Origin of the sequence: Kribbella koreensis, assembly GCF_039525325.1 — a bacterium.
Lineage (GTDB): Bacteria > Actinomycetota > Actinomycetes > Propionibacteriales > Kribbellaceae > Kribbella > Kribbella koreensis.
On sequence record NZ_BAAAHK010000007.1, the window covers coordinates 817,954 to 841,072 of the forward strand.

Sequence of the window (23,119 nt, forward strand, 5' to 3'; positions counted from 1 at the left end):
TTCCTACGCGAACCTGCCTGGCAGCTTCACCCCGAGACCCGGGGGCCCAAGTATCCAACTTGGTCCCCCGGGTTTTTCGCTTAGTGCTTGAGGGACGGCCAGAGTTCGAGGAAGGCGATCCGCGAAGCCTCACCACGCTGCTCCTCGGCAGCATGCAGCCGCCCGTAGGAGAACGAGTTCCCACCGTCCAGGAACACCTGTACCGCGAGCAGCCGCAGCAGGTCGCGGGCCACCACGCTGTCCTGGTGATCGCCGAGCACCTCCTGGACCTCCTTCGCCCGCGACACCAGGCCGGCCGCCTCGTCGCCGAGGACCGGGAGGGCCGACTCAGCGGCGTACCGGAGTCGTTTGGAAGCTTTGCGTACCTCGTGCAGCTCGTGGTCCTGCTCGGCCGTATCCTCTGCGTCTTCCATCCGGCGGACGGCCTTGCTCATCCGCTTCCAGTCGTGCTCGAGCAGCTCGGGCAGCTGCTTGGCCGCCTTACGCGTCTCGCCGATCAACGGCGGGTCGGCGACCAGCTCGTCCAACGCGTCGAGCAGGCGGAAGTACCGCTCGCTCTCCAGCGCGGCCAGCGCCTCGACCCGGGCGGCCTTGTAGACCGAGCGCAGGTGGGTGTCGATGTAGGCGCCGACCCTGCCCATCATCAGCTCGACGGGCTGCTGGCCGACGGCGGTGCTGAAGTGCTCACGCAGTACTTCGGCATCACGCGCGCCGCCCAGCTCGCCCGCGAGCCACTTCAGCTCGTCACGCAACCGATCGCCCACCTCGCGATCGATGACCGGCCGGTACGTCGCCAGCGCGGACCGCAGCCGCCGCGTCGCGACCCGCATCTTGTGGACCGAGTCGGGCACGTCACGGCGTACGCCAGGGTCGCGCTCGTGAATCGCCTGGACCTGCGCGATCGCGTAGGCGCGGAAGAGGTCGGCCGTGGTCGGCTTCGTGGGCAGCTCCCACTGATCTTGCTTCGGCACCCGGTCGCCGAGTGCCCGCGCGAGCTTGCTCGGGCCGGACGCGGGCTTGGCACCGGCTCCGCGGAGCAGCGGTTCGGCGGCCTCGAGGAGGTCGGTCTCGCCGTTGACGAGCTCGACCTCCCACTCCCGCCAGCTCTCCGACTCGCCGTCGACGGTCGAGGTCACCTGGTCGTCGGCGATCTCGGCGAGCACCTCGCCGTCGGCGTCCAGCAGGCGGTGGACGATCCGCCGCGTGTTCAGCGTCACCACCGGGAGAAGCTCGCGGTCGCGGGCATGCACGCGGACGATCCGGACCACCTGGATCGGCACCTTGCGCACCGCGCGGCCGAGCGGGTGCCGGATCTCCAGCCGCTCGCCGGCGGCCATCGGCAGCTTCACGTGCCAGCCGTCGTCCTCACCACCGGTGCGGCGTCTGAGCGTCACCTTGTTGGCAGCCAGGTCGAGGCCGGCGGTGTCGAAGTACACGGCCTCCAGGTCCAGCTCGACGGGCTGCGCGACACTCGCGACGCCCGGCAGCTCCAGCAGCAACGGCAGGATCGCGTGCTCGTCGACGTCGTACTTGGTCTCGATCTCAAGCTGCTCAGTCGGCGACATGACCCTTGTTTACCAGTCGGCCCCAATCAGGCACACCCGGTTCAGCGTCAAGATTCCCGGCCGGCCAGCACCCTGAGTTCGGCCCTGAGCCGCTCCAGATCACGATCCTGTACGCCGCTCCGCCCGGCGCCCGCTTCTTGCGGCCCGGCCTGCCGTCGCCGGCTCCACTCGAGCCCGGCCGCCAGCGCGACGATGACGAAAAGCATCACTCCCATGACCCACCTCCGGCTTCGCTGGTTCCGCCAACTCCAAAGTGCGCCCAGAATGGTCCAATGGACAGGTCCAATCAGAGCGCGGTCGGTAGGTCCAAAGCCGGCGCTGACTTCCTCCAGCTCCGCCCCGAGGAAGCCCCACCCGGCGGCCTCGCCGAATGGCTGGCCACTGAACTCCGCACAGCAATCGCCGACGGCCGCTTGGCCCTGGGAAGCCGTCTCCCGCCAACCCGCCAGCTAGCGGCCGAACTCCAGGTCTCCCGAGGCGTCGTAACCGAGGCCTACCAACGCCTAACCGAAGACGGCCACACCACCGCCCGAGGCCGAGCCGGCACCACCGTCGTAGCCGCCCCTATCTCCACCACAGCGTCGAAGCGCCCGTCCCCTCGCTCAACCGCCGCTGCCGAGCGCGGCCCCGGAGTCGCTCCCTCTCTCTCCCGCCGACGCGGGGCAGCGGGGGCGCTGCCGGGGGAGCCGGGGGACGAGATTTTCGAGGCTATGCGGGCGGTGCCGGCTCGGTTCGATTTGACGCCGGGGGTGCCGGATCTGGCGGCGTTTCCCCGGGCTGCTTGGTTGAAGGCGGAGCGGGCGGTGCTGAGTGAGATGTCGGCGTCTGCTTTTGGGTACGGCGATGCGGCTGGTGCGCCGGCGCTGCGGCTGGCTGTGGCGAACTGGATCGCTCGCAACCGCGGGATCAAGGCCGACCCGGCCGATCTGATCATCGTCGCGGGTGTCTCCCAAGCACTCGCGCTGATCTGCCAGGTACTCGCCAGCGAAGGCATCACCGAACTGGCCGTCGAGGACCCCGGCTCACTCGGCTCCCGCCAGCACCTGCAGATCTGGGGCATGCGCACCCCACCCGTCCCGGTAGACGACGGCGGCCTCCGCGTCGACGCACTCCGCGAGACCGGCGCCCCAGCAGTCCTCGTCACACCGGCCCATCAGTTCCCGACGGGCGTCGTACTGGACGGTGAACGGCGCCGCGAGTTGATGCAGTGGGCCATCGACGGCGGGCTGATCATCGAGGACGACTACGACGCCGAACACCGGTACGACCGCCCGCCCGTCCCCGCAGTACGGGCGATGCTCGCCGAGCAGGTCATCTACACCGGCAGCGTCTCCAAGATCCTCGCCCCCGCTCTGCGCATCGGCTGGATGCTCCCACCCCCGCGCTATCGCGACCAGTTGATCGCCGCCAAACGCCACGCGGACCTGGGCAACGCAGGCCTCCCGCAGCTGACCCTCGCCCACCTGATGGAATCCGGCGAACTGGAACGCCAACTCCGCTTCGTCCGCCGCCGCCACCGCACCCGCCGCGACGCCATGATCACCGCCATCGCCAACCACTTGCCCACAGCAACAGTCCACGGCGCCGCCGCCGGCCTCCACCTCAGCATCACGTTCCCCGAGGGCCTGGACGACATAGCCCTGGCCACCGCCGCCCTGGCCCAAGGCGTGAAAACCCAACCCTTGTCCTGGCACACCCAACACCCAGGCCCACCCGGCCTGGTCCTCTGCTACGCGGCCCGCACCCCTACCGAGATCACCACCGCCATCACCCTGATAGCCACCGCCCTAACCCAAACCTGACCCCCACCCCGACCAACCGCCCCAACTCACCCGCCAACAGCCCAAGCCCGACACAACAACCAGCCAGGTGCCAAAGCCCTTCGGGGAAAGGGGATTGGGGTGACTACTACCCCCAAAACGACACAAAAGGCTCCCCGGCCTCCAGGAAATCCTCTCCAGCCTCCGATCGGCGGCGTGGGTTCGGATTTGGTTGCAGGCGGCAATGGTCGGATCGCCACGCATGCGTAACTCCACAGGCAAGCGCTTGCCTGTGGCGTGTCGGGGCGGTTCGCGAGGGTTATGCGTGCGTGGCGGGGACGGCCAGAACCAGAGATCCGCCGGTGATGCAGCCGTGGACGGGGTTGGTTGTCAGCGGGCGCGGCGGCGACGGGCCTGGTTGTCAGCGGGCGCGGCGGCGACGGGCCTGGTTGTCAGCGGGCGCGGCGGGGGCGTGGGTTCGGATTTGGTTGCAGGCGGCAATGGTCGGATCGCCACGCATGCGTAACTCCACAGGCAAGCGCTTGCCTGTGGCGTGTCGGGGCGGTTCGCGAGGGTTATGCGTGCGCGGCGGGGCCGGCCCCAACCAGAGGCCCGCCGGTGATGCAGCCGTGGACGGGGCTGGTTGTCAGCGGGCGCGGCGGGGGCGTGGGTTCGGATTTGGTTGCAGGCGGCAATGGTCGGATCGCCACGCATGCGTAACTCCACAGGCAAGCGCTTGCCTCTGGCTGTCGGGGCGGTTCGCGAGGGTTATGCGTGCGTGGCGGGGACGGCCAGAACCAGAGATCCGCCGGTGATGCAGCCGTGGACGGGGCTGGTGTCAGCGGGCGCGGCGGGGACGGGGTTGGTTGTCAGCGGGCGTGGCGGGGGCGGGGTAGGACGAGCGGGGTGCTGGTGAGGGGATCCTCGATCACCTCGCAGGCTAGGCCGAAGACGTGCTCTACGAGGGCTGCGGTGACGACCTCGGTGGGTTTGCCCTGGGCGACGATTTCGCCTGCTTTCAACGCGATCAGATGGTCGGCGTAGCGGGCGGCGAGGTTGAGGTCGTGGAGGACGAGGACGATGGTTTTGCCTCGGTCGCGGTTGAGGTCGTGGACCAGGTCGAGGATCTCGAGTTGGTGGGCCAGGTCCAGGAAGGTTGTGGGTTCGTCCAGGAGCATGGTCTCGGCGTCTTGGGCGAGGGCCAGGGCGATCCAGACCCGCTGGCGTTGACCGCCGGAGAGTTCGTCCAGGGAACGGGTCGCCAAGTCCGACGTACCGGTTGCTTCCAGCGCGGCGGCGACGACGCGCTCGTCTTCGGCCGACCACTGGCGGAACCAGCGTTGGTGCGGATGACGCCCGCGCCCGACGAGGTCGGAGACGGTGATGCCGTCGGGCGCGACCGGCTGCTGCGGGAGCATGCCGAGCTTCGTCGCCAGGGTGCTCCCCGACAACCCGGCCAGGTCAGCACCATCCAGATACACAGCACCGCCTTTCGGCGCCAGCAACCTGGCCAGCCCGCGCAACAGCGTCGACTTCCCACACGCGTTGGCCCCGACGATGACCGTGATCTGCCCGGCGGGGATCTCGACGGACAGCCCCGTGACGACCGGCGTCGCGTCGTACCCGAGGCTCAGCCGGTCAGTGCGCAGTACCGCCATCAGGTCAGCCTCCTTGCCCGACGCGGTTCGCGCGGGCCATCAGAATCATCAGGTACGGGGCGCCGAGGAACGCCGTGACGACCCCCACCGGCAGTGCCGTCGGCGCGAACAGTTCCCGCGCGAGCAGGTCGGAAGCAACCACCAGCAACGCCCCGATCGCCCCCGCGGCAAGCAACCCAGCGACGCGCTCGGCGACCAGCCGGCGAGCGAGCTGCGGCGCGACGAGCGCGACGAAACCGATCGGTCCAGCCGCCGCCGTCGCCAGCCCGGCCAGGCCGACTCCGACAGCGATCAGCAGCCCTCGGGACAGCTCGACCCGACCCGCGAGTGTACGAGCGAGGTCGTCGCCCAACTCGAGAAGCCTCAGCTGTCGCGACCCAGCCATCGCCGCCGGTACCAGGACCAGCAACGTGATCCCGATCAGCATCACGTGCGGCCAGGACCGTCCGGCGAGACTCCCGGCGAGCCACATGGAGGCGCTCTTCGCCGCGTAGATCTCGGCCAGCGTCAGCAGGTACGCCGTGATCGAGCCGACGATCGCGGTGACACCGATCCCGACCAGCACCAGGCGATACCCGGCAATCCCTTGTTTATAAGCGAGAAGATAGATAGCCGTTGCTGTTAGCAACGAGCCCGCGAGCGCGCCGACCGGGAGCCAGCCGATCGCCGTACCGAAGATCGTGATCATCAGTACCGCGGCCAGCGCCGCTCCCGCGTTGATCCCGATCAGATCCGGACTGACCAACGGATTGCGCGCCAACCGCTGGAAGATGGCCCCCGAGATCGCGAACGCGGCACCGACCCCCATCCCGACCAGCACCCGGGGCAACCGGTTGTTGACCACCACATCCGTCATGATCAAAGAACCGTTACCCGCCAGCGTATTGAGCACCTCCGACAACGGAATCTCATAGTCGCCCATCGTCAGCGAGACGGCGGCGGTCGCCAAAGCGAGCGCCCATGCGACCGTCGAGACCAGGATGCTGGCGACGTCGACCCGGGTCGAGAACGGACCGAGCCGGACCGCCCTCACAGCGTCGCCCTGACGGCGCACGGCTCCACCGGGCGCAGCTCCACGGCGTTCGCCTTCACAGCTCGGCCAGTTTGCGGCGGCGGACCAGGGCGATGAAGAGCGGGGCGCCAATCAGGGCGGTGATGATGCCGACCTGCAACTCGTCAGGACGTGCGACGAGTCGGCCGGTGACGTCGGCGAGTAGGAGGACGGTCGGCGCTAGGACGAGGGAGTACGGCAGGATCCAGCGGTAGTCGGCGCCGACCAGGGCCCTTGCGACGTGCGGCACAGCCAACCCGACGAAGGCGATCGGGCCGGCCATCGCGGTCGCAGTACCGGCGAGCAGCATGACCGCGAGTGCCGCCAACAGACGAACCACCCAGATCCTGGTACCGAGGGTCGCAGCCAGGTCGTCACCCAACGCCAGCTGGTTGAGTGATCGACCAAGAGCCAACGCCAAGGCGATCCCCACGGCAATGAAAGGCAGCGCCTGCGCAACGATCGCGCTGGTTGCCAAGGTCAACGATCCGACGACCCAGAAGCGGAATTCGTTCAAAGTCGAGAGGTCGAGCAGAGTGATGGCCGACGTCACCGACCCAAGCAGAGCGGAGAGCGCCGCCCCGGCCAGCGCTAGCTTGACCGGCGTCGCGCCCCCTCGACCGACCGACCCGACGAGATAGACCACGACGGTCGCAACCAACGCCCCACCCATCGCAAACCACACGTAGCCAGTGAGCGACTGGACCCCCAGCAGGCCGATCGCAGCGACCACGGCCAGCGCGGCGCCCGCGTTCACACCGAGGATGCCCGGATCGGCCAGCGGGTTGCGCGTGATCCCCTGCATGACGGCGCCGGCCAGCCCGAGGGCAGCACCGGCCAGCAGGCCTACCGCAGTACGGGGGAAGCGCAGGTACCGGATCACTCGGTCCGTGTCCGATCCGGTGAAGTCGGCCGCCGCGACGAAGACGTCATGCGGACCGAACCACTGATTGCCGGCCACCAACGACAGCAACACGGCCCCCAGCAGCACGACACAGGCGACGGCGAGCCCGCCCGCCCGCAACCCGCCGCCCCTTACCCGGCCAAACCCATCACGGAGACCAGAGCCCTTCACCGCGTCCGGGCCCTCGACCGCGACCAGGTTCTTCACTTGACCAGGTCGGGGTGGATCAGCTTCGCGATCAGTTCGGTGGAATTGGCGCCGCGTACGCCGGCCGAGTGGTGCGCGAACAACCACGGGTACACGTGCTTGTTCTTCACCGACTTCAGATTCGCGTACGCCGGATTGCCCAAGATCTTCTGCACATCCGGCTGGACCTGCGCCTCTGTCAGCGACGCGTCGCAGCACCCGCTGATCAGCACATAGTCGGGGTCGCGCTTGATGAACTCCTCGACGCTGACCTTCACGTTCCGCTTCGACGTCAGGTCGGCGAAGGCGTTCACCCCACCGGCCTGCTTGATCAGCACCGACCCGAAGTCCGGCCCACCCGACACCGTCAGCCCGCCACCCTCCAGCCCCGGGCGCAGGATCGCCACGGTCGGCCGGTCCGCACCCTTGACCTTCGCCTCAACAGCCGCGATCCGCTTCTGCTGGTCGGCGATCACCTGCTCGGCGCGGTCGGAGACGTCGAACAGCCTGCCGAGATCGCGCAGATCGGCGTACACGTTGTCCATCGAGACGGTCGATGGGTCGATCGCCTCGTCGCCCTTGCCGTCCGCGGTAGGGCAGAGCGGGCTGAAGATCCAGGTCCGCACACCGAGGTCCGACAGGCTCTTGCGGCTGCCGAAGCTCTCGTCGCTGCCGCCGCCACCGAACACGTCGTTGAAGCCGGAGAGCACGAAGTCGGGGTTCTGGCTGAGCAGTTCCTCGCGACTCGGCAGGTTCTTGTAGTACTTCGCGTCCTGCTGCGCCGCGGCGTACGGCGGCAGCACGTCCGCGTCCAGGTACGCCGTCCCGACCAGCCGGTCCGAGATCCCCAGCGCGTGCGCCATCTCGATCGCCGGCTGGTACGCCGCGAACACCCGCTCAGGCGGCCCGGCGACGGTCACGTCGATCCCGCAGTTCTTGACGGTGACGGCACCGGCGGCCGGCCCCGCTGTGGCGGCACCTCCGCACCCGGTGGCCAGGGACAGTACGACGACAGCAGCAACCAGCGTTTTCACGCGCGCCTCCAGCACCTCGTGGACGGTGTGACACGCCGTGGCCGGTCTCCTGGCTGACGGGAACCGCGCTCCAGGGTCTGACCTTCCCAGCCAACCTCGGCCAGTGGTCTCCACAACAGAACAACCCCAGAACATCCCGATCACAGTGGCGAGGGCCGCATCGGCATCACACCGATTTCCCGAACACCACGACCCCGCAACCGTAACCCACCTGCAACCCAGTCGCAGAAACCGCCCCGGGAACAGGACGATGAACTGGTTCAAGCACCAACGGAGGGCGGGCACCCCTCCGCGAGAAGTACGACAAGTCGGCAGGATCCCCAGCCCCAGCCCCAGCCCCCAGCCCGAAACATCTCAGGGGTTAACCCCTGAGATGTGGGGTTGCCCAGCGGGATTCTCGGGGGGCAACCCAGCAACTGAAGGGTTAACCCCCGAGATGACGGTGGGCGGCGGCGACGGTCGGCGGGGTCAGCGGGGGTAGAGGTCGGTGGGGTCAGCGGGTGTAGAGGCCGGACATGGTCAGGACGAAGCTGGCCATGTCGTCTTTGTCGGTGGTGCCCGCGGGGAGGGGGACCAGGTCGACGATCTTGTCGGTGCCTACTCGGATGATGGAGCGGCCGGTGACGGTGTCTACGTAGGCTTCGTCGCCGAGGGGCATGGGGAAGGAGGTCGCGGCCTTGCTGATCGGGGCGGTGATGGCTTCGGCGTCCTTGACCCGGCGGACGGTGGAGTAGAGGACGCGGGTCTTGGTGAGCCAGGCGCAGACGATGTCGCCGGCGTCGGTCTCGCCGTCGCGGCGGACCGAGGCTTCGATCCCCATCACCTTCGTGGCGGCTGACGTGCCGCGCTCGCACTCCGGCCGGGTGATGTAAGGCGCAGGCTCCGGCAGCCCCCCGGTCTGTTGGGCCGCGTCCTGGGCCAGTACTACGTACTTCGCCAGCGTCGCCGGCGGCCCACTGATCTTGCGCAGCTTGCCGTCGGCCAGGAACACGACGAAGCGGCTGGTGCCGAATCCGCCCTGCCCGACGGTCAGCGACTTGGCCGGCTCGCCCTTGGTCGCGTCGTAGGCCTTGCGAACCGCCGCCAGATCCGCGGCCGTTGCAAAGAAGGCGGACGTGCCAACTCGTAGTACCGGCCCGGACGAGTTGCTACTCAACCCGAGCTCGCACTGGTCGTACGTCGGGAAGCCCAGCTCCGGCAGCACCGGCTTCGGCTGGATCCGCACCACCGGCACACCCAGCGTCGTCTGCACGAGCGTCTGGTTCATCCGCACGCACAAGGTGTCGGCCACCTTGGAGGTAGGCGGCGTACTAGGCGTCTCCGACGGCGTAGAGGTCGGGGTAGGCGTCTCGGTGGGCGTAGTGCTGACCGACACCAGCGGCGGCACACTAGGCGCCGTCTCGCCTCCAGGACCGCCGCACCCGGCCAGCAACGCAGTACTGCCGAGCAGAGCGACCACCAACCGAGTACGCATGGTCACAGAGCCTAACCGCAAGCCCTACTCATGGCTCTCGATGAACTCCTTCGTCTTGGCGATCGCGAACCCCCACCCCTGATGCACCGTCGGCGCCGGCGGGATCGCGATCTCGTCCGGATTCGTCAGTACGTCGATCAGCACCGGCCCCGTAGTACCCAGCGCCTGCGAGACCGCCGAGTCCACGTCACCAGGCCGCTCGACCCGAATCCCGGTCAGCCCGATCGCCCTCGCCACCTCGGCGAAATCCGGATTCGCCAACTTGGTCCCGTACTCCGGCAGCCCGACCTGCTCCATCTCCAGCTTCACCATCCCGAGCCGCCCGTTGTTGAACACGACCAACTTGACCGGCAACTCGTACGCCACCGCCGTGATCAGGTCCCCCAACAGCATCGACAACCCGCCGTCACCGCAGAACGCCACCACCTGCCGCGACCGATCCACCGCTGACAATCCGAGCGCATGCGGCATCGCATTGGCCATCGACCCCAGGTTGTACGACCCGATCAGCCGCCGATCCCCACGCATCCGCACGTACCGCGCCAGCCAGACCGTCGACATCCCCGTGTCGCTCGTGAACAGCGCATCATCAGCCGCATGCCGATCCACGGCCGCCGCCAGCAACTCCGGACGGATACGAGCCTCCGGGTTGTCCACCTTGCGCCGCAGCAACCCCTTGGGCTTCCGGTCGAACCCAGGATCCGTGAACTGCACCTGCCGCTCCCGCCAAGCCGCGTACGACTTCCGCGCCTTCTCCAGATGCGCAGTAGACGTCTTCTGCTCAAGCAAAGGCAGCAACTGCGCAAGCGTCGGCTGTGCATGCCCAACCAGCCCGTGGTCGACCAGTACCCGCCGCCCGATGTGCCCACCCCGCACATCCAGCTGCACGACGGTCTTCCCCGACGGCAGGAACTCCCGGTAGGGGAAGTCGGTCCCCACCAGGAACAGCACGTCACACCCGTCAAACGCCACCTTGCTCGCGTGATTGCCCAGCAGCCCCGACTGCCCGACCTCCTGCGGCAGATTCTCCTCGAACCGCTCCTTGGCCTTCAGCGTGAGCACAGCGGGCGCTGCCAACAGCTCCGCGAGCTGCTGCACTTCAGCCAGCGCCTCCCGCGCTCCAGCACCGACCAGCAGCGTCACGTTGTCCGCAGCGTTCAGTACTGCCGCCACCTTCGACAGCTCAGCCGCATCAGGCACGGTGTGCGACGCAGGCTCGAGGAACTGCGGCACCGGCGTACCGTGCGGCACCTCTAGACCGCCAACGTCACCAGGGATCGACAGTACGGCGACACCGCGCTCCGCGAGCGCCGCATTGACCGCCTGCTCGATCAGCCCCGGCGCCTGCTCGGCAGTGGACACCGTCGCAGTGAAGACGGCGACATCCGCGAACAGCACGTCGTTGTTGACCTCCTGGAAGAAGTCACTGCCGATCTCCTCCCGCGGCACCTGCCCACAGATCGCCAGCACCGGCACCCGCGACTTGGCCGCGTCGTACAGGCCGTTGAGCAGATGGATCGCCCCCGGCCCGACCGTGCCCATACACACACCCAGACGACCGGTGAGCGACGCCTGCGCCCCAGCAGCGAAGGCACCCGCCTCCTCATGCCGTACGCCGATCCAGTCGACCCGGTCCTCGCGCCGGATCGCATCGGTGACCGGGTTGAGGGCGTCGCCGACCACGCCCCACACCGAGGTCACGCCATGCGAGGCCAGCGACTCAACCAGCAACTCCGCGACAGTGCTCACTGCAGCCAGCTCCCTAGGGTCTGAATACGTCCGGATCCGCCTGTACCCAATCGCGGGCCCAAGCCTTCGACACGTCATGAATGCCGCCCAGCAGCTGCCCCGGCGCGAGGTGCTCGAACAGGTCGGCATAGCTCTCGGTACGGGCGTGGTCGACCCGCCGGAGCAGCATCCGCGGCTCCAGCTGTTCCGGCCCTTCCAGCCCCATCGACGCGATCACCTGCATCGCCGACTCGACCGTCTCGCGCTGGTAGTTCGCCACCCGGTGGGTCTTGTCGGCGACGTCGAGTGCACGCATCCGGCGAGGGTCCTGGGTCGCGACGCCGACCGGGCAGGTGTTGGTGTGGCAGGTCTGGGCCTGGATGCAGCCGGTCGCCATCATCATCGCGCGGGCCGCGTTGGTGTAGTCGGCGCCCTGCAGGATCCGCTTCACGACGTCGACCCCGGTGGCGACCTTGCCGCTGGCGCCGATCTTCACCCGGTCCCGCAGCCCGACGCCGGTCAGCGCGTTGTGCACGGTCAGCAGGCCCTCGGTCAGCGGCGTACCGATGTGGTCCTCGTACTCCTGCGGCGCCGCGCCGGTCCCGCCCTCGGCGCCGTCGACCACGATGAAGTCCGGAGTGATGCCCTCGGCAACCATCGCCTTGCAGATCGCCAGCACGTCGGTCCGCGAGCCGACGCAGAGCTTGAAACCGGCCGGTTTGCCGCCGGCCAGCTCGCGCATCCGGGCGATGAACAGGACCAGTTCGCGCGGCGTCGAGAACACCTGGTGATACGGCGGCGAGACGACCTTCTTGCCGACCGGTACGCCGCGGACGGCCGCGATCTCGGGCGTCACCTTCGCGCCGGGCAGCACCCCGCCGAGACCGGGCTTCGCGCCCTGGCTGAGCTTGAGCGAGACGAGTTTGACCTGGTCGTCGGCGGCCTTGTCCCGGAACTGGTCCGGGTCGAAGCCGCCATCGGCGTCCCGCGTCCCGAAGTACCCGCTGCCGATCTCCCAGACCAGGTCGCCACCGTTGCGGTGGTACTCGCTGATCCCGCCCTCACCGGTGTCGTGCGCGAACCCGCCGCGCGCCGCACCCCGGTTGAGCGCCTCGATCGCGTTGGCGCTGATCGCGCCGAAGCTCATCGCCGAGACGTTCAGCAACGCCATCTCGTACGGCGCAGTGCAGTCAGGCCCGCCGATCCTGACCCGTGGGACCTGCTCGGCGACCGGCTTCGGCGCGGTCGAGTGGACCAGGTACTCGTACCCGACCTCGTTCACGTCCCGCTCGGTCCCGAACGGCTGCTCCTCGTTGGTGCCCTTGGCGCGGGAGTAGATGGTCGAGCGGGTGTCGCGGTCGTACGGACGGCCGTCGTAGTTGCGCTCGATGAAGTACTGCTGCAGCTCCGGCCGGATCTTCTCCAGCAGGAACCGCAGATGCCCGATGACCGGGTAGTTCCGCAGGATCGAGTGCTTCTTCTGGATCACGTCATGGATGCCGATCGCAATCAGCAGGACCACGATGCCGAGCAGGACGAAAAGCAGCACCATGCTCTCGAAGCTACTCCGTCGATCCCGCCGGGCCCGGCAGGAGCGCCTTGCGGACCGGTTACGTCGACTCGGCCCGCAGATCACGCTGCCGGACCGCGTGCTCGTCGGTCCGGGCGTCGTACCGCCAGAACTCCCGCAGCCAGACCGCAGTACCGACGACTCCGACGACACAGAGCGCCCCACCGCTGACGATCGCGGTCCGTACGGTCGTCAGGTCGGCCACCAGGCCCGAACGCGCCTGTCCACCGAGCGGACCGAGCGAGTAGCCGAGCATCTCGATCCCGGCCAGCCGGCCGCGCATCTCGTCCGGGATGGTCTGGTTCCAGATCACCGACCGGAACAGCACCGACACCATGTCGGCGCCGCCCGCGATCGCGAAGAAGCCGATCGCGAACCAGATGTTCGGCGCCAGCCCGGCGATCCCGACCGACGCGCCCCAGACGATCGTCGCGCAGACGACCGCCCGGCCCTGGTGATGCACCCGCTTGGCCCAGCCGCTGGTCAGGCTCGCGCACATCGCGCCGATCGCCTCGGCGCTGTAGAGGAGACCGAGCAGTTTCGGTTCCTTCAGGATGTCGGTCGCGAACGCCGGGAACAGCACGATCGGCATCGCCAGGAACATCCCGACCATGTCGACCAGGTAGGTGGCGAGCAGGTCCTTGCGCCGGTAGGCGTAGACGATGCCCTCGCCGATCCCGCGCAGGCTCGGCGGTTTGCTGTGCTCATTCGTCTTGTACGACCCGAGCCCGGCGTACAGGCTGGTGGCGATCACCAGGCCGGTCAGCTCGATCCCGAACGCCCAGCTCACCCCGGCCGTGCCGACCAGTACGCCGCCGAGCGCCGGACCGGCGAGCTGGCCGATCTGCATGGTCAACGACATCAGCGCCACGCCCGCGGCCATCTCGTCATGCTTGACCACCCGCGGGAAGAGCGCCTCCCGGCTCGGCCGCTGCAACGAGGTGGCGATCGCGTTCAGCCCGCCGCAGACGTAGATGAGCCAGATCTGCGGATGCGCAAGCAGCGAGTTGGTCAGCATCAGCGCGCAGATCAGCGCCTGGGCGACACCGGTCGCGACCAGCATCTTGCGGCGGTCGACGTGATCGGCCAGCGCACCGCCGTACAGGCCGAAGACGACCAGCGGGACGATCGTCACCAGGCCCATCGCGCCGACCGCGAAGTTCGAGCCGGTCAACTGGTAGAGCTGGAACGGCAACGCCACGTAACCGACCATGCCGCCGAGGAAGAACACCGAGCCGGAGACGACCAGGATCCGGAAGTCCCGCGACCCCCGCCACGGCGTCAGATCGATCTTCAGGCGGGCCAGCCGGGTCCGGAAACTTGTTGCCACTGGCACATAGTGACAGCTGGATCGCCCGAGGATGAACCCATTTCCGTCCTACTGTCGGCCGCATGATCTCGAACCTCAAAGCCCATGCCCGGGCGTTGGCCGTTCTCGCCACCGGTGCGGCGGTCGCCGGCACCGTGTTGCTGGTCCCGACGGCCGCGCAGGCGAAGACCAGCGCCACCACCCAGGCCTCGAGCGCCACGACCACGGCCGCCGTGAGCGACCTGCTGAAGCCCGGCCAGATCCTGAAGCCGGGGCAGTACCGTCGCTCGAAGAACGGCGTCTACACCTTCATCATGCAGGCCGACGGCAACGCGGTGCTCTACAAGAACGGCAAGACCCCGGTCTGGAGCACGGCGACGAACAAGAAGTCGTCGGCGATCGTGATGCAGAAGGACGGCAACCTGGTCGTCATCTCCGGTCGTACGCCGGTCTGGGCCAGCGGCACGCACGGCAGCACCAACGCCATCCTCGCTGTGCAGAACGACAGCAACCTGGTGATCTACAACTCCCGCGGCAAGGCCGCCTGGTCGCGCTGGATGGTGATGGTCACCCTCGGCGCCGGCCGGGTGCTGCCCGCCGGCCAGATGCTGTACTCGCACAACCGGATCTTCCGGCTGCAGATGCAGTCCGACGGCAACGCGGTGATCGTGAAGAACGGCAAGACGCCGATCTGGAGCACCCGGACGATCAGCAAGGGCGCGTTCGCGACCATGCAGACCGACGGCAACTTCGTCGTCTACACCGCCAAGAAGAAGCCGCTGTGGTCCAGCAGGACGACCCGCAAGGGCTCGGTCCTGCAGATGCAGGACGACGGCAACCTGGTCGTCGTCTACGGCCGTACGCCGGTCTGGGCCAGCGGCACCGGCGGTCGCTGACGCTGGTCGACAACCCTCCGGACCGCCGTTGCATCAACCTGCAACGGCGGTCCGGCCACCGTGGCCGGTTGAAGCCCTACCGTCGGACGAATGAAGGCATTCTCAGCAGTTCTCGCTGCCGCGCTGGCCACCGCAGCCGCCTTGGTGGTCACCCCCGCCGCCCAAGCAGCTCCCACGTCGGCCACGGCGGTCGCCGACCAACTACTCCCCGGGCAACGGCTGAAGTCGGGTCAGTTCATCCGGTCCAAGAACGGTGTCTACACGCTCCGGATGGCGAACACCGGCACGGTCCAGCTGCTCAAGAACGGCTTCGAGGAACCGCTGTGGTCCTCGTGGACCTATCGGCCGGGATCCGTTCTGGTACTGAGCAAGACCGGCACCCTCGACGTCATCTACGGCCGGACGAAGATCTCATCGATCGGCCCGAAGAACGCCCCGAACGCCAAGCTCGTCCTGCCGGACACCGGCAACCTGACGATCCTGAACACCGCCGGCAAGGCGGTCTGGAACCGGCACATGGTGATCGAGACACTCTGGCCGAGCTTCATGATCCACGCGGGGGACGCGAACGGCCGGGACATGGTCATGTACTCGCAGAACCGCATCTACACGCTGCAGATGCGGACCGACGGCAACCTGGTGTTGCTGAAGAACGGCAAGACCGTGCTGTGGAGCACCGGCACCAAGAGCGGATGGACCGCCGGGCTGCTCTCGGACGGCACCTTCGAGATGCTCAACCTCGGCGGCGACAGCGTCTGGCGGATCGAGACCCGCAGCCCCGGCACCATCCTGCAGCTCAGCAACACCGGCGGGTTGCGGCTGATCTACGGGCGCACGGTGGTCGAAGTCCTGCACTGAGTTCGGCGAACTACTCGGGCGGCGGTCCATACGGCGGACGGCTGTTGCATGTTGCTGCAACAGCCGTCCGGCGTTTTGGCCCGGCGACTCCCCTACCGTCGGACGCATGAAGGCATTCACCGCAGTTCTCGCTGCCACACTGGCGACGGCAGCCGCCCTGGTGACCACACCCGCCCAGGCAGCCCCGACCACGACGACCTCCACGACCGCGATCGCCGACCAACTCCTGCCTGGCCAGCGGCTGACGGCGGGTCAGTACATCCGCTCCAAGGACCACCAGTGGATCCTCGTGATGCGGGCGACCGGCAAGCTGGAGCTGCTCCGGCCGGGCACGGGCACCTACGAGTGGGCGATCAACACCGAGCGCAAAGGCTCCGTCCTGCGGATGGAGACCGACGGCAGCCTGAGCATCATCTACGGTCGGACCAAGGTCTGGAGTGGTGGCGCCAAGGCGAGCCCGAAGGCCAAGCTCGTGCTCCCGAACGACGGCCTGCTGAAGATCGTGACTCCGCTGGGCAAGTCGGTCTGGAACCGGCACATGATCATCGAGACCATGTGGCCGGGCAGTGAGCTCTGGGCAGCCGGCCCGCGCAACATCGCGGTGTCCGTGTTCTCGCCCTCGAAGGTCTACACCCTCCAGCTGCGGCCCAACGGCGATCTCGAGCTGATGAAGAACAACAAGACGCTGCTGTGGCGGGCGCCCGACCCCAGCAAGACCCCGGACTCGATCGCCAGGCTGACCCCGGACGGCACCTTCGCCGTCTACAACAACTTCAACCTCCCGACCTGGTCGGTCGGCGGCAAGAAGCCCGGCACCGTCGTGCAGGTCCGCGACGACGGCTCGCTGGTGCTGATCTGGGGACGCACGCTGGTGAAGAAGCTGCACTGATCGAACCACCTGGGCTGCGGTGGCGTCATACCCCTTGAAAACATCAGACCTAGGGGGATCACTTCAGATGATCAAGAACAAACTGCGCGCCACCGCAGCTCTCGCCGCCTCTGCCGCGGCACTGATCGCCGGTACGGCGGTTCTGGCGGTCGCACCGGCCAACGCCGCGACCACCTCCAGCGCGTCGGTTTCGTATGTCTCCGACACCCTGAAGGCGGGCCAGTCGCTGAAGGCCGGCCAGTACATCCGGTCGAACGACGGCAAGTACGTGTTCAGGATGGACGCCCAGGGCTGGGCCTCGCTGAGCCGTGGTCCCGGCTACAACGCGACCTGGACGACGCCGGTCTCGAAGCCGGGCGCGGTCCTGCGGCTGCAGACGGACGGCAACCTGATCCTCATCTACGGCCGGACGACGATCTGGAAGCTGGGCACCAGTGCTCCCAACGCCAACCTGATCCTGCACAACGACGGCGTCCTGTCGCTCTACAACGCCAAGGGCGTCGCGATCTGGAACCACCACATGATCCTCGGCCGGATGGGTCAGCTGGAGGCGCTCCGCACGGACAACGTGATGGTCTCGCCGAACCACGTCTACTCGCTCAAGATGCAGAAGACCGGCGACCTCCAGCTCCTGAAGAGCGGCAAGACCGTCCTCTGGCACAGCAACACCGCCGGCCACCCCGGCTCCTACGCCCTGGTCCAGGGCGGCGACCTCGGCGGCTTCGCCGTCCTCTCCGGCGGCAAGCAAACCCTCTGGTCCGCCAAGGCCACCTCACACGACGCGGTTCTGACCCTCTCCAACACAGGCGCCCTGAGCCTCATCTGGGGCCGCACCACGGTCTGGGCCGCCAAGTAGTCCAGCCGCGCCGCCGGGCGCAGCACCACCACCAGCCCCCCTCAGCGGAGGCGACCCTCTTCAACATCGTCCGCCGCGGCGCGCAGCGCCGCGGCGGACTTTCAGTTGATGAGGAGGGGGAGAAGGTTGGTGAGGTCGGTGCGCTCTCCGGAAGCTCTTACCTTGCCGGTGAGGCGAGCATCCGACCAAGTGGTTCGTCCGAGGGCGAGGTCTATCCAGATGTCGGCGGGCATCTCGATCACCGCGCCGGGGGTGCCTCGGGTGTGGCGGGGGCCTTCGATGCACTGGACCGCCCCGTACGGCGGTACGCGGACCTCCACCGCATGACCGGGCGCCTTGGCCACGAGGAGCTTCAGCAGCTCCTTCACCAGCAGCTTGAGTTCGGCGCGACCGGCGTCGCCGGCGTCGTACCGGCGCAGTGCTTCGTCCATCTCCACAGGCGCTTACGGTACGCGGTTTCGCCCAAGCCCCCTTCGTACCCGATAATCGAGAAGCGCACCGAGACGCGGAAGTGAGGTCGGGATGCTCACGCCCAGGCACCAGGCGCTAGTGGCGACGCTTGCGGGAATGACCGTAGGAGTCGCCGTCTTCGGCACCGTTCTGGCGATCAACTCACGCGGCGGCGACACCCCGTCGAGCCAGGTGGTGACGAGTCAGCCGACCCAGACGCCGAAGACCGGCGACGGGTTGCAGGCCGACTCGCTCCAGTTCACCTCGCAGGCGTTCGGCGCCGACGACGCCCCGGCGACCGCGGACGTCCCGACCGGGTGGAAGAGCGCGACCGGCGGCACCCGACCGAAGTACGTCGATCCGACCGGCGTCTGGCAGATCCGCTTCGACACCCGCGGCAGCAAGCAGACGCCGGACGAGATGGTGGCCGCGCGCGAGAAGAGCATCGACGAGAAGGACCTCACCGTCATCAGCCGCGACGACGGCACGCTGATCTACACCTACGTCGATCAGACCCGCGGCCCGCGGATGGGCCTGTCCAGCTTCCGCCCGACCGCCAACGGTCAGCGCACGCTGGTCGAGATCACCGTCGGCGGCCGCCCGCAGGACGAGGCCGGCCTGCGCGCCGTCCTCCAGCGCGCTACCGACACCCTGCAGATCTCCGGCACCGACGTCGGCGACACCCGCCCGAACTAGTACTTCGAGACGGCGCCGATCAGCACTTGATGTCGCTGGCCGGCGGCGTGCCCTTCAGCAGGTAGGTCTCGACCGCGTCGTCGACACACTGGTTGCCCTCGTTGTAGCCGGTGTGGCCGTCGCCGTCCCGGGTGATCAGCACGCCGTTCTCCAGCTGCCCGGCGAGCCCGACCGCCCAGTCGTACGGCGTCGCCGGGTCGCGCGTCGTACCGACCACGACGATCGGCTTGGAACCGGCCGCGGTGATCTTGTGCGGCTTGTCCTCCGGCTTCACCGGCCAGTTCGCGCACGGCAGCGAGCCCCAGAGCAGGAACGACCCGAAGCGCGGCGACGCCGCCTTGAACTTCGCCGCCTCGGCCTTGCCCTGCGCGACCGAGGTGAGATCCGGGCGGTCGATGCAGTTGACCGCGTAGATCACCTCGTTCTGGTTGTTGCCGTAGCCCTTCGGTGTCCGGTCGGTGTACTCGTCGGCCAGCGCCAGCAACCGCGCGCCCTTGCCCGCGAGCCCGTCGACCACCGCGTCCTCGAGCCGCGGCCAGTAGTCCTTGACGTACAGCGGGAAGATCACGCCGAGGACGACCAGCGCCTGCGTCACCTGACGGTCGCCGTCGCCCGGCAGCGGGGTCGCGTCGCTGTCGTTGATCAGCTTGTCGACTGCTGCCAGTACCTCGGCCTTGGTACCGCCGAGCCGGCAGGTGCGTTGCGCGCAGTCCTCGGCGAACGCGTCGAGCGCGGTGTCGAAGCCCTTCGCCTGGGCCATGTTGTTGTCTTCCGACGACTTCGACGGGTCGACCGCACCGTCGAGCACCAGCCGGCCGACGTTCTTCGGGAACAGCTCCGCGTAGGTCGCGCCGAGCAGCGTCCCGTACGACATGCCGAGGTAGTACAGCTCCTGGTCGCCGACGATTCCGCGCAGTACGTCGATGTCGCGCGCGGCGTCCTTCGTGCTGACGTGCGGCAGAAGATCGCCGGACCGCTGCTCACAGCCGTCCGCCAGCGCTTTCGCCTGGGCGTTCAGCGCGTCGATCTCGGCGTCGTCGTCCGGGCTGCCGTCGGTGGCGATGAACTTGTCGAGCTGCTCGGTGTCGAGACACCGCACGGGCGTCGAGTCGGCGACCCCACGCGGATCCCACCCGATGACATCAAACTTCCGCAGCAGTGGAGCCCCGAGGACGAACCCAGCCGAAGCGGCGAACTGCTGCCCAGACGCCCCCGGGCCACCCGGATTGATGAACAGTGTGCCGATCTTCCCGGCTCGATCCCGCGCCGGCACCTTCCGCGCCCGGAGCTCGATCGTCTTCCCGTCCGGCTTGCTGTAGTCGAGCGGCACGCTGATCGTCGCGCACTGGTTCCCCGACCCGCACCGCTCCCAATCCGGCTGCTGACCGTAAAACTTCTCGAGCCCAGCCGGCACCGGCCCCGCCGGCCCCTTGGGCGCACTGCTCGGCTCGCTCCCACCACCCGAATCAGCATCCTGCGCCCGGCTAGCCACCCCACACCCCGCCACCAGCCCCGCAACCACCAAAACCACAGCAGCCCGACGAATCATCACAGCGAACTATCTCCCGTACCCTCGTCCGACTCCGGCCCTGCGTTGTCACCTTCACCCTGACTCAACCTGCGACGCCGACGCGGCTTACGACGCGGCCGAGTGGTCTCCGGCTCCGTCTGTACCTCGGGCTCCGGCTCAACCGTCGCCGGGCGCTCGATCAGCTCCACCGACTGCACAGGCTCGACTGCGGGAGCGTCGGGGGTGGTGGTGTCTGAGGCTTCGTACTGTTGGCGGGGGGAGCAGACGTCTGCTCGGCTGCAGGCGCAGCGGCGGCCGGACGCGGCCAGGCGGACTACTACCGTGTCGCTGGGGACGTTGTGGCCGACTACGACCCCGTCACCCGCGGGGGTTTCGACCTGCGTACCGGTGGCCGGGGCTTTGGCGTTGAACTCCTGGTACAGCGGGTGCTCGTATTTCAGGCAGCACATCAGCCGTCCACAGGCACCCGAGATCTTCAGCGGGTTCAGCGGCAGATCCTGGTCCTTCGCCATCCGCACACTGACCGGCTCGAAGTCCTTCAGGAAGGTCGCACAGCACAGATCCCGCCCACACGGCCCGATCCCACCCTGCAGCCGCGCCTCGTCCCGCGCACCCACCTGGCGCAACTCGATCCGCGCCCGCAACCCACGGGCGAGATCCCGGACCAGCTCCCGGAAATCCACCCGGTGCGGCGCGGAGAAGTACACGATCACCAACTGATCGACATCAGCCCGCCGATCCACGAAGTCGATGCCGACCACCTTCATCGGCAGCCCGTGCTCACGGATCAGCCGCTTGGCGGTCAGCCGCGCATCGGCCCGCCGCTGCCGGTTCTGCTCATCCCGATCGAGGTCCGCGGCAGTAGCGACGCCCTCACACAGCGGCAGCCCACCGATCTCCTCGGTCACGTACTGCGGCGCCCACACACACTCGGCGACCTCGGGCCCGTCATCGGTCGGGACCAGCACTTTGTCCCCGACCCGCGGTCTGTGCGAGCCGGGGTCCAGGTAGTACAGCCGCCCGTACCGCTCGAACGACACCGCCATCACCATGCCCACCGCGCCAGACTACGTGCCAAACCGTCCCGTAGTGGACGCCTTGACCTCCGGGCGTGCGGTTTCGCGGGAGTCAGGCGGGCGTTCCGCCGAAATTCGAGGCGGCTCCGCTAGAAGTCGTTGGCGTCGCCGAAGGCCACCACGGCCAGGATGAGCACGACGCCGAGCAGGGTGATCAGGCCGCCGACGATGATGCCCACGACGGCCATCGCCGTACCGGACTCCTTCCGGCTCTTGATCTGCATCAGCGCGATGATCCCGAGGATCACGCCGACCGGAGCGCTGATCCCGATCACCAGCCCGCCCAGCCCACACACCAGCGAAGCGATCGCCAGCGCATTGGTCTTGTCGCCCCGCGCCCCCGGATACCCATACCCGTACGCCGCCGGCGCCTGCCCCGGATACTGCCCCTGCCCGTACTGTCCTTGGCCGTACTGAGCCTGCCCGTACTGTCCCTGGCCGTACTGCCCTTGCCCGTACTGCGGCTGCCCGTACCCCGGCCCCTGCCCCAACTGCGGCGGCTGCCCGTACTGCGGCCCGTACCCAGGCTGCTGCGCCTGCCCATACCCCGGCTGTCCATACTGCGGCGCCTGCCCGTACTGCGACGGCTGCTGCGCCTGCTCCGACTGCCCGTAAGGCGACGACTGCTGCCCATACCCCGGCTGCCCGAACTCCGGCTGCGGCTGCCCGTACTGCGACGGCTGCGGCTGCCCGTACGTGGCTTGCCCGTACTGCGACGGCTGACCGTACTGAGGCGACTCCGGCTGCCCATACTGCGGCGCGTCAGGTTGCCCGTCCTGTGGCTGCTCCGGCTGCCGCGGATACTCGGCCGTCTCCCCGGACGTCGGCAACGGCCGCGTCACGTCGTCCTGCGGCCGATCCTGGTCCGGCTCGGATGGATTGCTCACCGCGACTCCCCCTAGCGCTGAGAATTGCGCATGGAGCCGGTCAACTGTTCGCCGGGCTTACCGACCATGCACAGCACGTTGCCGTCAGCAACGGCACGATCCTCCAGTACGACGTAGTAGATGTCCAGTTCGGACTGCTCGTACGCCTTGCCGACGAAGCTCTGAAACGCGGTCGCGCACTGCTGCGTGGCCGCCGACGTCCGCTGGTCCGCCGACAGCCCGGTCAGCGTCGCCCGGACCTTCGCGTATCCCTCACCCGTGTGCGGCACCGCACAGTCCGCGATCTTCACCTGGCGTAGCGTCGCCACTTCGAGATCGGCGTCGAAGCACTGCTGCACCTCCACCTGCGAGATGCCGGTGGTACGCCCGATGCCGGCCCGGCGTTCGCCGTACAGGTTGAGCGCGGCGGCGACCCCGAACGCGATCAGCCAGCATCCGCAGATCACCAGCGCGCCGACCGCCAGCCCCCGCCCGCGCGCACCCGACTTGCGGATCCGCCGGATCCCGAACAGCCCGAGCACCGCCGCGAGCGGCACCAGCCCCGGCAGGCTGGTCGCGAACGCCGCGACGGCATAGCGATCCAGCCGACGTTGCGCGGGCGTCGGCACACCCTCCAGCCAGGACTCGGCCGACGGAAGCGGAGTCCGCCCGTGCTGGACCGGCCCAGGCTGGATCGGCGGGGGCGGCTGGGTCAAAGAGCATCCTTCGGAGGGTTTAACGACACTGACGGGTCCAGGTCAG

The 23,119-nt window shown here is 68.3% G+C and carries 21 protein-coding genes and 1 riboswitch; of the genes, 6 read left to right on the top strand and 15 right to left on the bottom strand.

The window, feature by feature from the left end:
- Positions 1 to 80: 80 nt before the first annotated feature.
- Together ABD116_RS17955 and ABD116_RS17960 are read right to left on the bottom strand one after the other, a co-directional pair.
- Entirely contained in the window at positions 81 to 1,565 is a 1,485-nt protein-coding gene (locus ABD116_RS17955) for a CYTH and CHAD domain-containing protein (RefSeq protein WP_343970885.1), read from the bottom strand.
- A 47-nt stretch (positions 1,566 to 1,612) separates the two neighbouring features.
- Positions 1,613 to 1,780, bottom strand: a complete 168-nt coding sequence (locus ABD116_RS17960; RefSeq protein WP_343970888.1) for a hypothetical protein — start codon at positions 1,778 to 1,780, stop codon at positions 1,613 to 1,615.
- A 57-nt stretch (positions 1,781 to 1,837) separates the two neighbouring features.
- On the opposite strand from ABD116_RS17960, the gene pdxR reads away from it, so the two are divergent.
- Positions 1,838 to 3,367, top strand: coding sequence for a MocR-like pyridoxine biosynthesis transcription factor PdxR (pdxR, locus tag ABD116_RS17965; RefSeq protein WP_343970891.1), 1,530 nt, complete (start codon positions 1,838 to 1,840; stop codon positions 3,365 to 3,367).
- Positions 3,368 to 4,194: 827 nt separating this feature from the next.
- On the opposite strand, the gene ABD116_RS17970 is transcribed toward pdxR, so the two are convergent.
- The 8 genes from ABD116_RS17970 to ABD116_RS18005 form a co-directional block, all read right to left on the bottom strand.
- The gene (locus ABD116_RS17970) at positions 4,195 to 4,983 is read right to left on the bottom strand and encodes an ABC transporter ATP-binding protein (RefSeq protein WP_343970894.1); all 789 of its coding nucleotides are present in this window, start codon (positions 4,981 to 4,983) and stop codon (positions 4,195 to 4,197) included.
- A 4-nt stretch (positions 4,984 to 4,987) separates the two neighbouring features.
- Positions 4,988 to 6,016, bottom strand: coding sequence for a FecCD family ABC transporter permease (locus tag ABD116_RS17975; RefSeq protein ID WP_343970897.1), 1,029 nt, complete (start codon positions 6,014 to 6,016; stop codon positions 4,988 to 4,990).
- 55 nt (positions 6,017 to 6,071) lie between these two features.
- Positions 6,072 to 7,145 (bottom strand): FecCD family ABC transporter permease, encoded by a 1,074-nt coding sequence (locus tag ABD116_RS17980; RefSeq protein WP_343970900.1) that lies wholly within the window; start codon positions 7,143 to 7,145, stop codon positions 6,072 to 6,074.
- On the bottom strand, positions 7,142 to 8,158 hold the full coding sequence (locus ABD116_RS17985; protein WP_343970903.1) for an ABC transporter substrate-binding protein: 1,017 nt from the start codon (positions 8,156 to 8,158) through the stop codon (positions 7,142 to 7,144). Before ABD116_RS17985 ends, ABD116_RS17980 begins: the two co-directional genes overlap by 4 nt.
- Before the next feature lie 22 nt (positions 8,159 to 8,180).
- Positions 8,181 to 8,364, bottom strand: a riboswitch (cobalamin riboswitch).
- Positions 8,365 to 8,651: 287 nt separating this feature from the next.
- Positions 8,652 to 9,632 carry a hypothetical protein gene (locus ABD116_RS17990; RefSeq protein ID WP_343970906.1) on the bottom strand — a complete coding sequence of 327 codons (981 nt, stop codon included), beginning with the start codon at positions 9,630 to 9,632 and terminating at the stop codon, positions 8,652 to 8,654.
- 24 nt (positions 9,633 to 9,656) lie between these two features.
- Positions 9,657 to 11,381, bottom strand: coding sequence for a thiamine pyrophosphate-dependent enzyme (locus tag ABD116_RS17995; protein ID WP_343970908.1), 1,725 nt, complete (start codon positions 11,379 to 11,381; stop codon positions 9,657 to 9,659).
- Positions 11,382 to 11,394: 13 nt separating this feature from the next.
- Positions 11,395 to 12,912: an FMN-binding glutamate synthase family protein gene (locus ABD116_RS18000; protein ID WP_343970911.1), complete on the bottom strand. Its 1,518-nt coding sequence runs from the start codon at positions 12,910 to 12,912 to the stop codon at positions 11,395 to 11,397.
- 58 nt (positions 12,913 to 12,970) lie between these two features.
- The gene (locus ABD116_RS18005) at positions 12,971 to 14,260 is read right to left on the bottom strand and encodes an MFS transporter (protein WP_343970913.1); all 1,290 of its coding nucleotides are present in this window, start codon (positions 14,258 to 14,260) and stop codon (positions 12,971 to 12,973) included.
- A gap of 62 nt (positions 14,261 to 14,322) precedes the next feature.
- On the opposite strand from ABD116_RS18005, the gene ABD116_RS18010 reads away from it, so the two are divergent.
- From ABD116_RS18010 to ABD116_RS18025, 4 genes are all read left to right on the top strand, one after another.
- Complete coding sequence (locus tag ABD116_RS18010; RefSeq protein ID WP_343970916.1) at positions 14,323 to 15,135, top strand: hypothetical protein; 813 nt, start codon at positions 14,323 to 14,325, stop codon at positions 15,133 to 15,135.
- Positions 15,136 to 15,225: 90 nt separating this feature from the next.
- Positions 15,226 to 15,993, top strand: coding sequence for a hypothetical protein (locus tag ABD116_RS18015; protein WP_343970919.1), 768 nt, complete (start codon positions 15,226 to 15,228; stop codon positions 15,991 to 15,993).
- 106 nt (positions 15,994 to 16,099) lie between these two features.
- Positions 16,100 to 16,882 carry a hypothetical protein gene (locus tag ABD116_RS18020; protein WP_343970922.1) on the top strand — a complete coding sequence of 261 codons (783 nt, stop codon included), beginning with the start codon at positions 16,100 to 16,102 and terminating at the stop codon, positions 16,880 to 16,882.
- A 67-nt stretch (positions 16,883 to 16,949) separates the two neighbouring features.
- The gene (locus ABD116_RS18025; RefSeq protein WP_343970925.1) at positions 16,950 to 17,738 is read left to right on the top strand and encodes a hypothetical protein; all 789 of its coding nucleotides are present in this window, start codon (positions 16,950 to 16,952) and stop codon (positions 17,736 to 17,738) included.
- Positions 17,739 to 17,839: 101 nt separating this feature from the next.
- On the opposite strand, the gene ABD116_RS18030 is transcribed toward ABD116_RS18025, so the two are convergent.
- Positions 17,840 to 18,169 carry a sterol carrier family protein gene (locus ABD116_RS18030; RefSeq protein WP_343970980.1) on the bottom strand — a complete coding sequence of 110 codons (330 nt, stop codon included), beginning with the start codon at positions 18,167 to 18,169 and terminating at the stop codon, positions 17,840 to 17,842.
- Positions 18,170 to 18,305: 136 nt separating this feature from the next.
- Between ABD116_RS18030 and ABD116_RS18035 the strand changes: the two genes are divergently transcribed.
- Positions 18,306 to 18,884 carry a hypothetical protein gene (locus ABD116_RS18035; RefSeq protein ID WP_343970928.1) on the top strand — a complete coding sequence of 193 codons (579 nt, stop codon included), beginning with the start codon at positions 18,306 to 18,308 and terminating at the stop codon, positions 18,882 to 18,884.
- Between the two features lie 19 nt (positions 18,885 to 18,903).
- On the opposite strand, the gene ABD116_RS18040 is transcribed toward ABD116_RS18035, so the two are convergent.
- From ABD116_RS18040 to ABD116_RS18055, 4 genes are all read right to left on the bottom strand, one after another.
- A complete protein-coding gene (locus ABD116_RS18040; RefSeq protein ID WP_343970983.1) occupies positions 18,904 to 20,433 on the bottom strand; it encodes an alpha/beta hydrolase in 1,530 nt (509 codons plus the stop codon).
- A complete protein-coding gene (locus ABD116_RS18045) occupies positions 20,433 to 21,467 on the bottom strand; it encodes a PSP1 domain-containing protein (protein ID WP_343970986.1) in 1,035 nt (344 codons plus the stop codon). The genes ABD116_RS18040 and ABD116_RS18045 overlap by 1 nt, the downstream gene beginning before the upstream one ends.
- 113 nt (positions 21,468 to 21,580) lie before the next feature.
- Positions 21,581 to 22,378, bottom strand: coding sequence for a DUF4190 domain-containing protein (locus tag ABD116_RS18050; RefSeq protein WP_343970931.1), 798 nt, complete (start codon positions 22,376 to 22,378; stop codon positions 21,581 to 21,583).
- Positions 22,379 to 22,389: 11 nt separating this feature from the next.
- Complete coding sequence (locus tag ABD116_RS18055; RefSeq protein WP_343970934.1) at positions 22,390 to 23,073, bottom strand: DUF4190 domain-containing protein; 684 nt, start codon at positions 23,071 to 23,073, stop codon at positions 22,390 to 22,392.
- Positions 23,074 to 23,119: the final 46 nt, after the last annotated feature.

Coding starts and splice junctions, on each gene's coding strand:
- ABD116_RS17955 (WP_343970885.1), bottom strand. CDS start 1,565: ATGTCGCCGACTGAGCAGCTTGAGATCGAGACCAAGTACGACGTCGAC.
- ABD116_RS17960 (WP_343970888.1), bottom strand. CDS start 1,780: ATGGGAGTGATGCTTTTCGTCATCGTCGCGCTGGCGGCCGGGCTCGAG.
- pdxR (WP_343970891.1), top strand. CDS start 1,838: ATGGACAGGTCCAATCAGAGCGCGGTCGGTAGGTCCAAAGCCGGCGCT.
- ABD116_RS17970 (WP_343970894.1), bottom strand. CDS start 4,983: ATGGCGGTACTGCGCACTGACCGGCTGAGCCTCGGGTACGACGCGACG.
- ABD116_RS17990 (WP_343970906.1), bottom strand. CDS start 9,632: ATGCGTACTCGGTTGGTGGTCGCTCTGCTCGGCAGTACTGCGTTGCTG.
- ABD116_RS18000 (WP_343970911.1), bottom strand. CDS start 12,912: ATGGTGCTGCTTTTCGTCCTGCTCGGCATCGTGGTCCTGCTGATTGCG.
- ABD116_RS18010 (WP_343970916.1), top strand. CDS start 14,323: ATGATCTCGAACCTCAAAGCCCATGCCCGGGCGTTGGCCGTTCTCGCC.
- ABD116_RS18015 (WP_343970919.1), top strand. CDS start 15,226: ATGAAGGCATTCTCAGCAGTTCTCGCTGCCGCGCTGGCCACCGCAGCC.
- ABD116_RS18020 (WP_343970922.1), top strand. CDS start 16,100: ATGAAGGCATTCACCGCAGTTCTCGCTGCCACACTGGCGACGGCAGCC.
- ABD116_RS18025 (WP_343970925.1), top strand. CDS start 16,950: ATGATCAAGAACAAACTGCGCGCCACCGCAGCTCTCGCCGCCTCTGCC.
- ABD116_RS18030 (WP_343970980.1), bottom strand. CDS start 18,169: ATGGACGAAGCACTGCGCCGGTACGACGCCGGCGACGCCGGTCGCGCC.
- ABD116_RS18035 (WP_343970928.1), top strand. CDS start 18,306: ATGACCGTAGGAGTCGCCGTCTTCGGCACCGTTCTGGCGATCAACTCA.
- ABD116_RS18040 (WP_343970983.1), bottom strand. CDS start 20,433: ATGATTCGTCGGGCTGCTGTGGTTTTGGTGGTTGCGGGGCTGGTGGCG.
- ABD116_RS18045 (WP_343970986.1), bottom strand. CDS start 21,467: ATGGTGATGGCGGTGTCGTTCGAGCGGTACGGGCGGCTGTACTACCTG.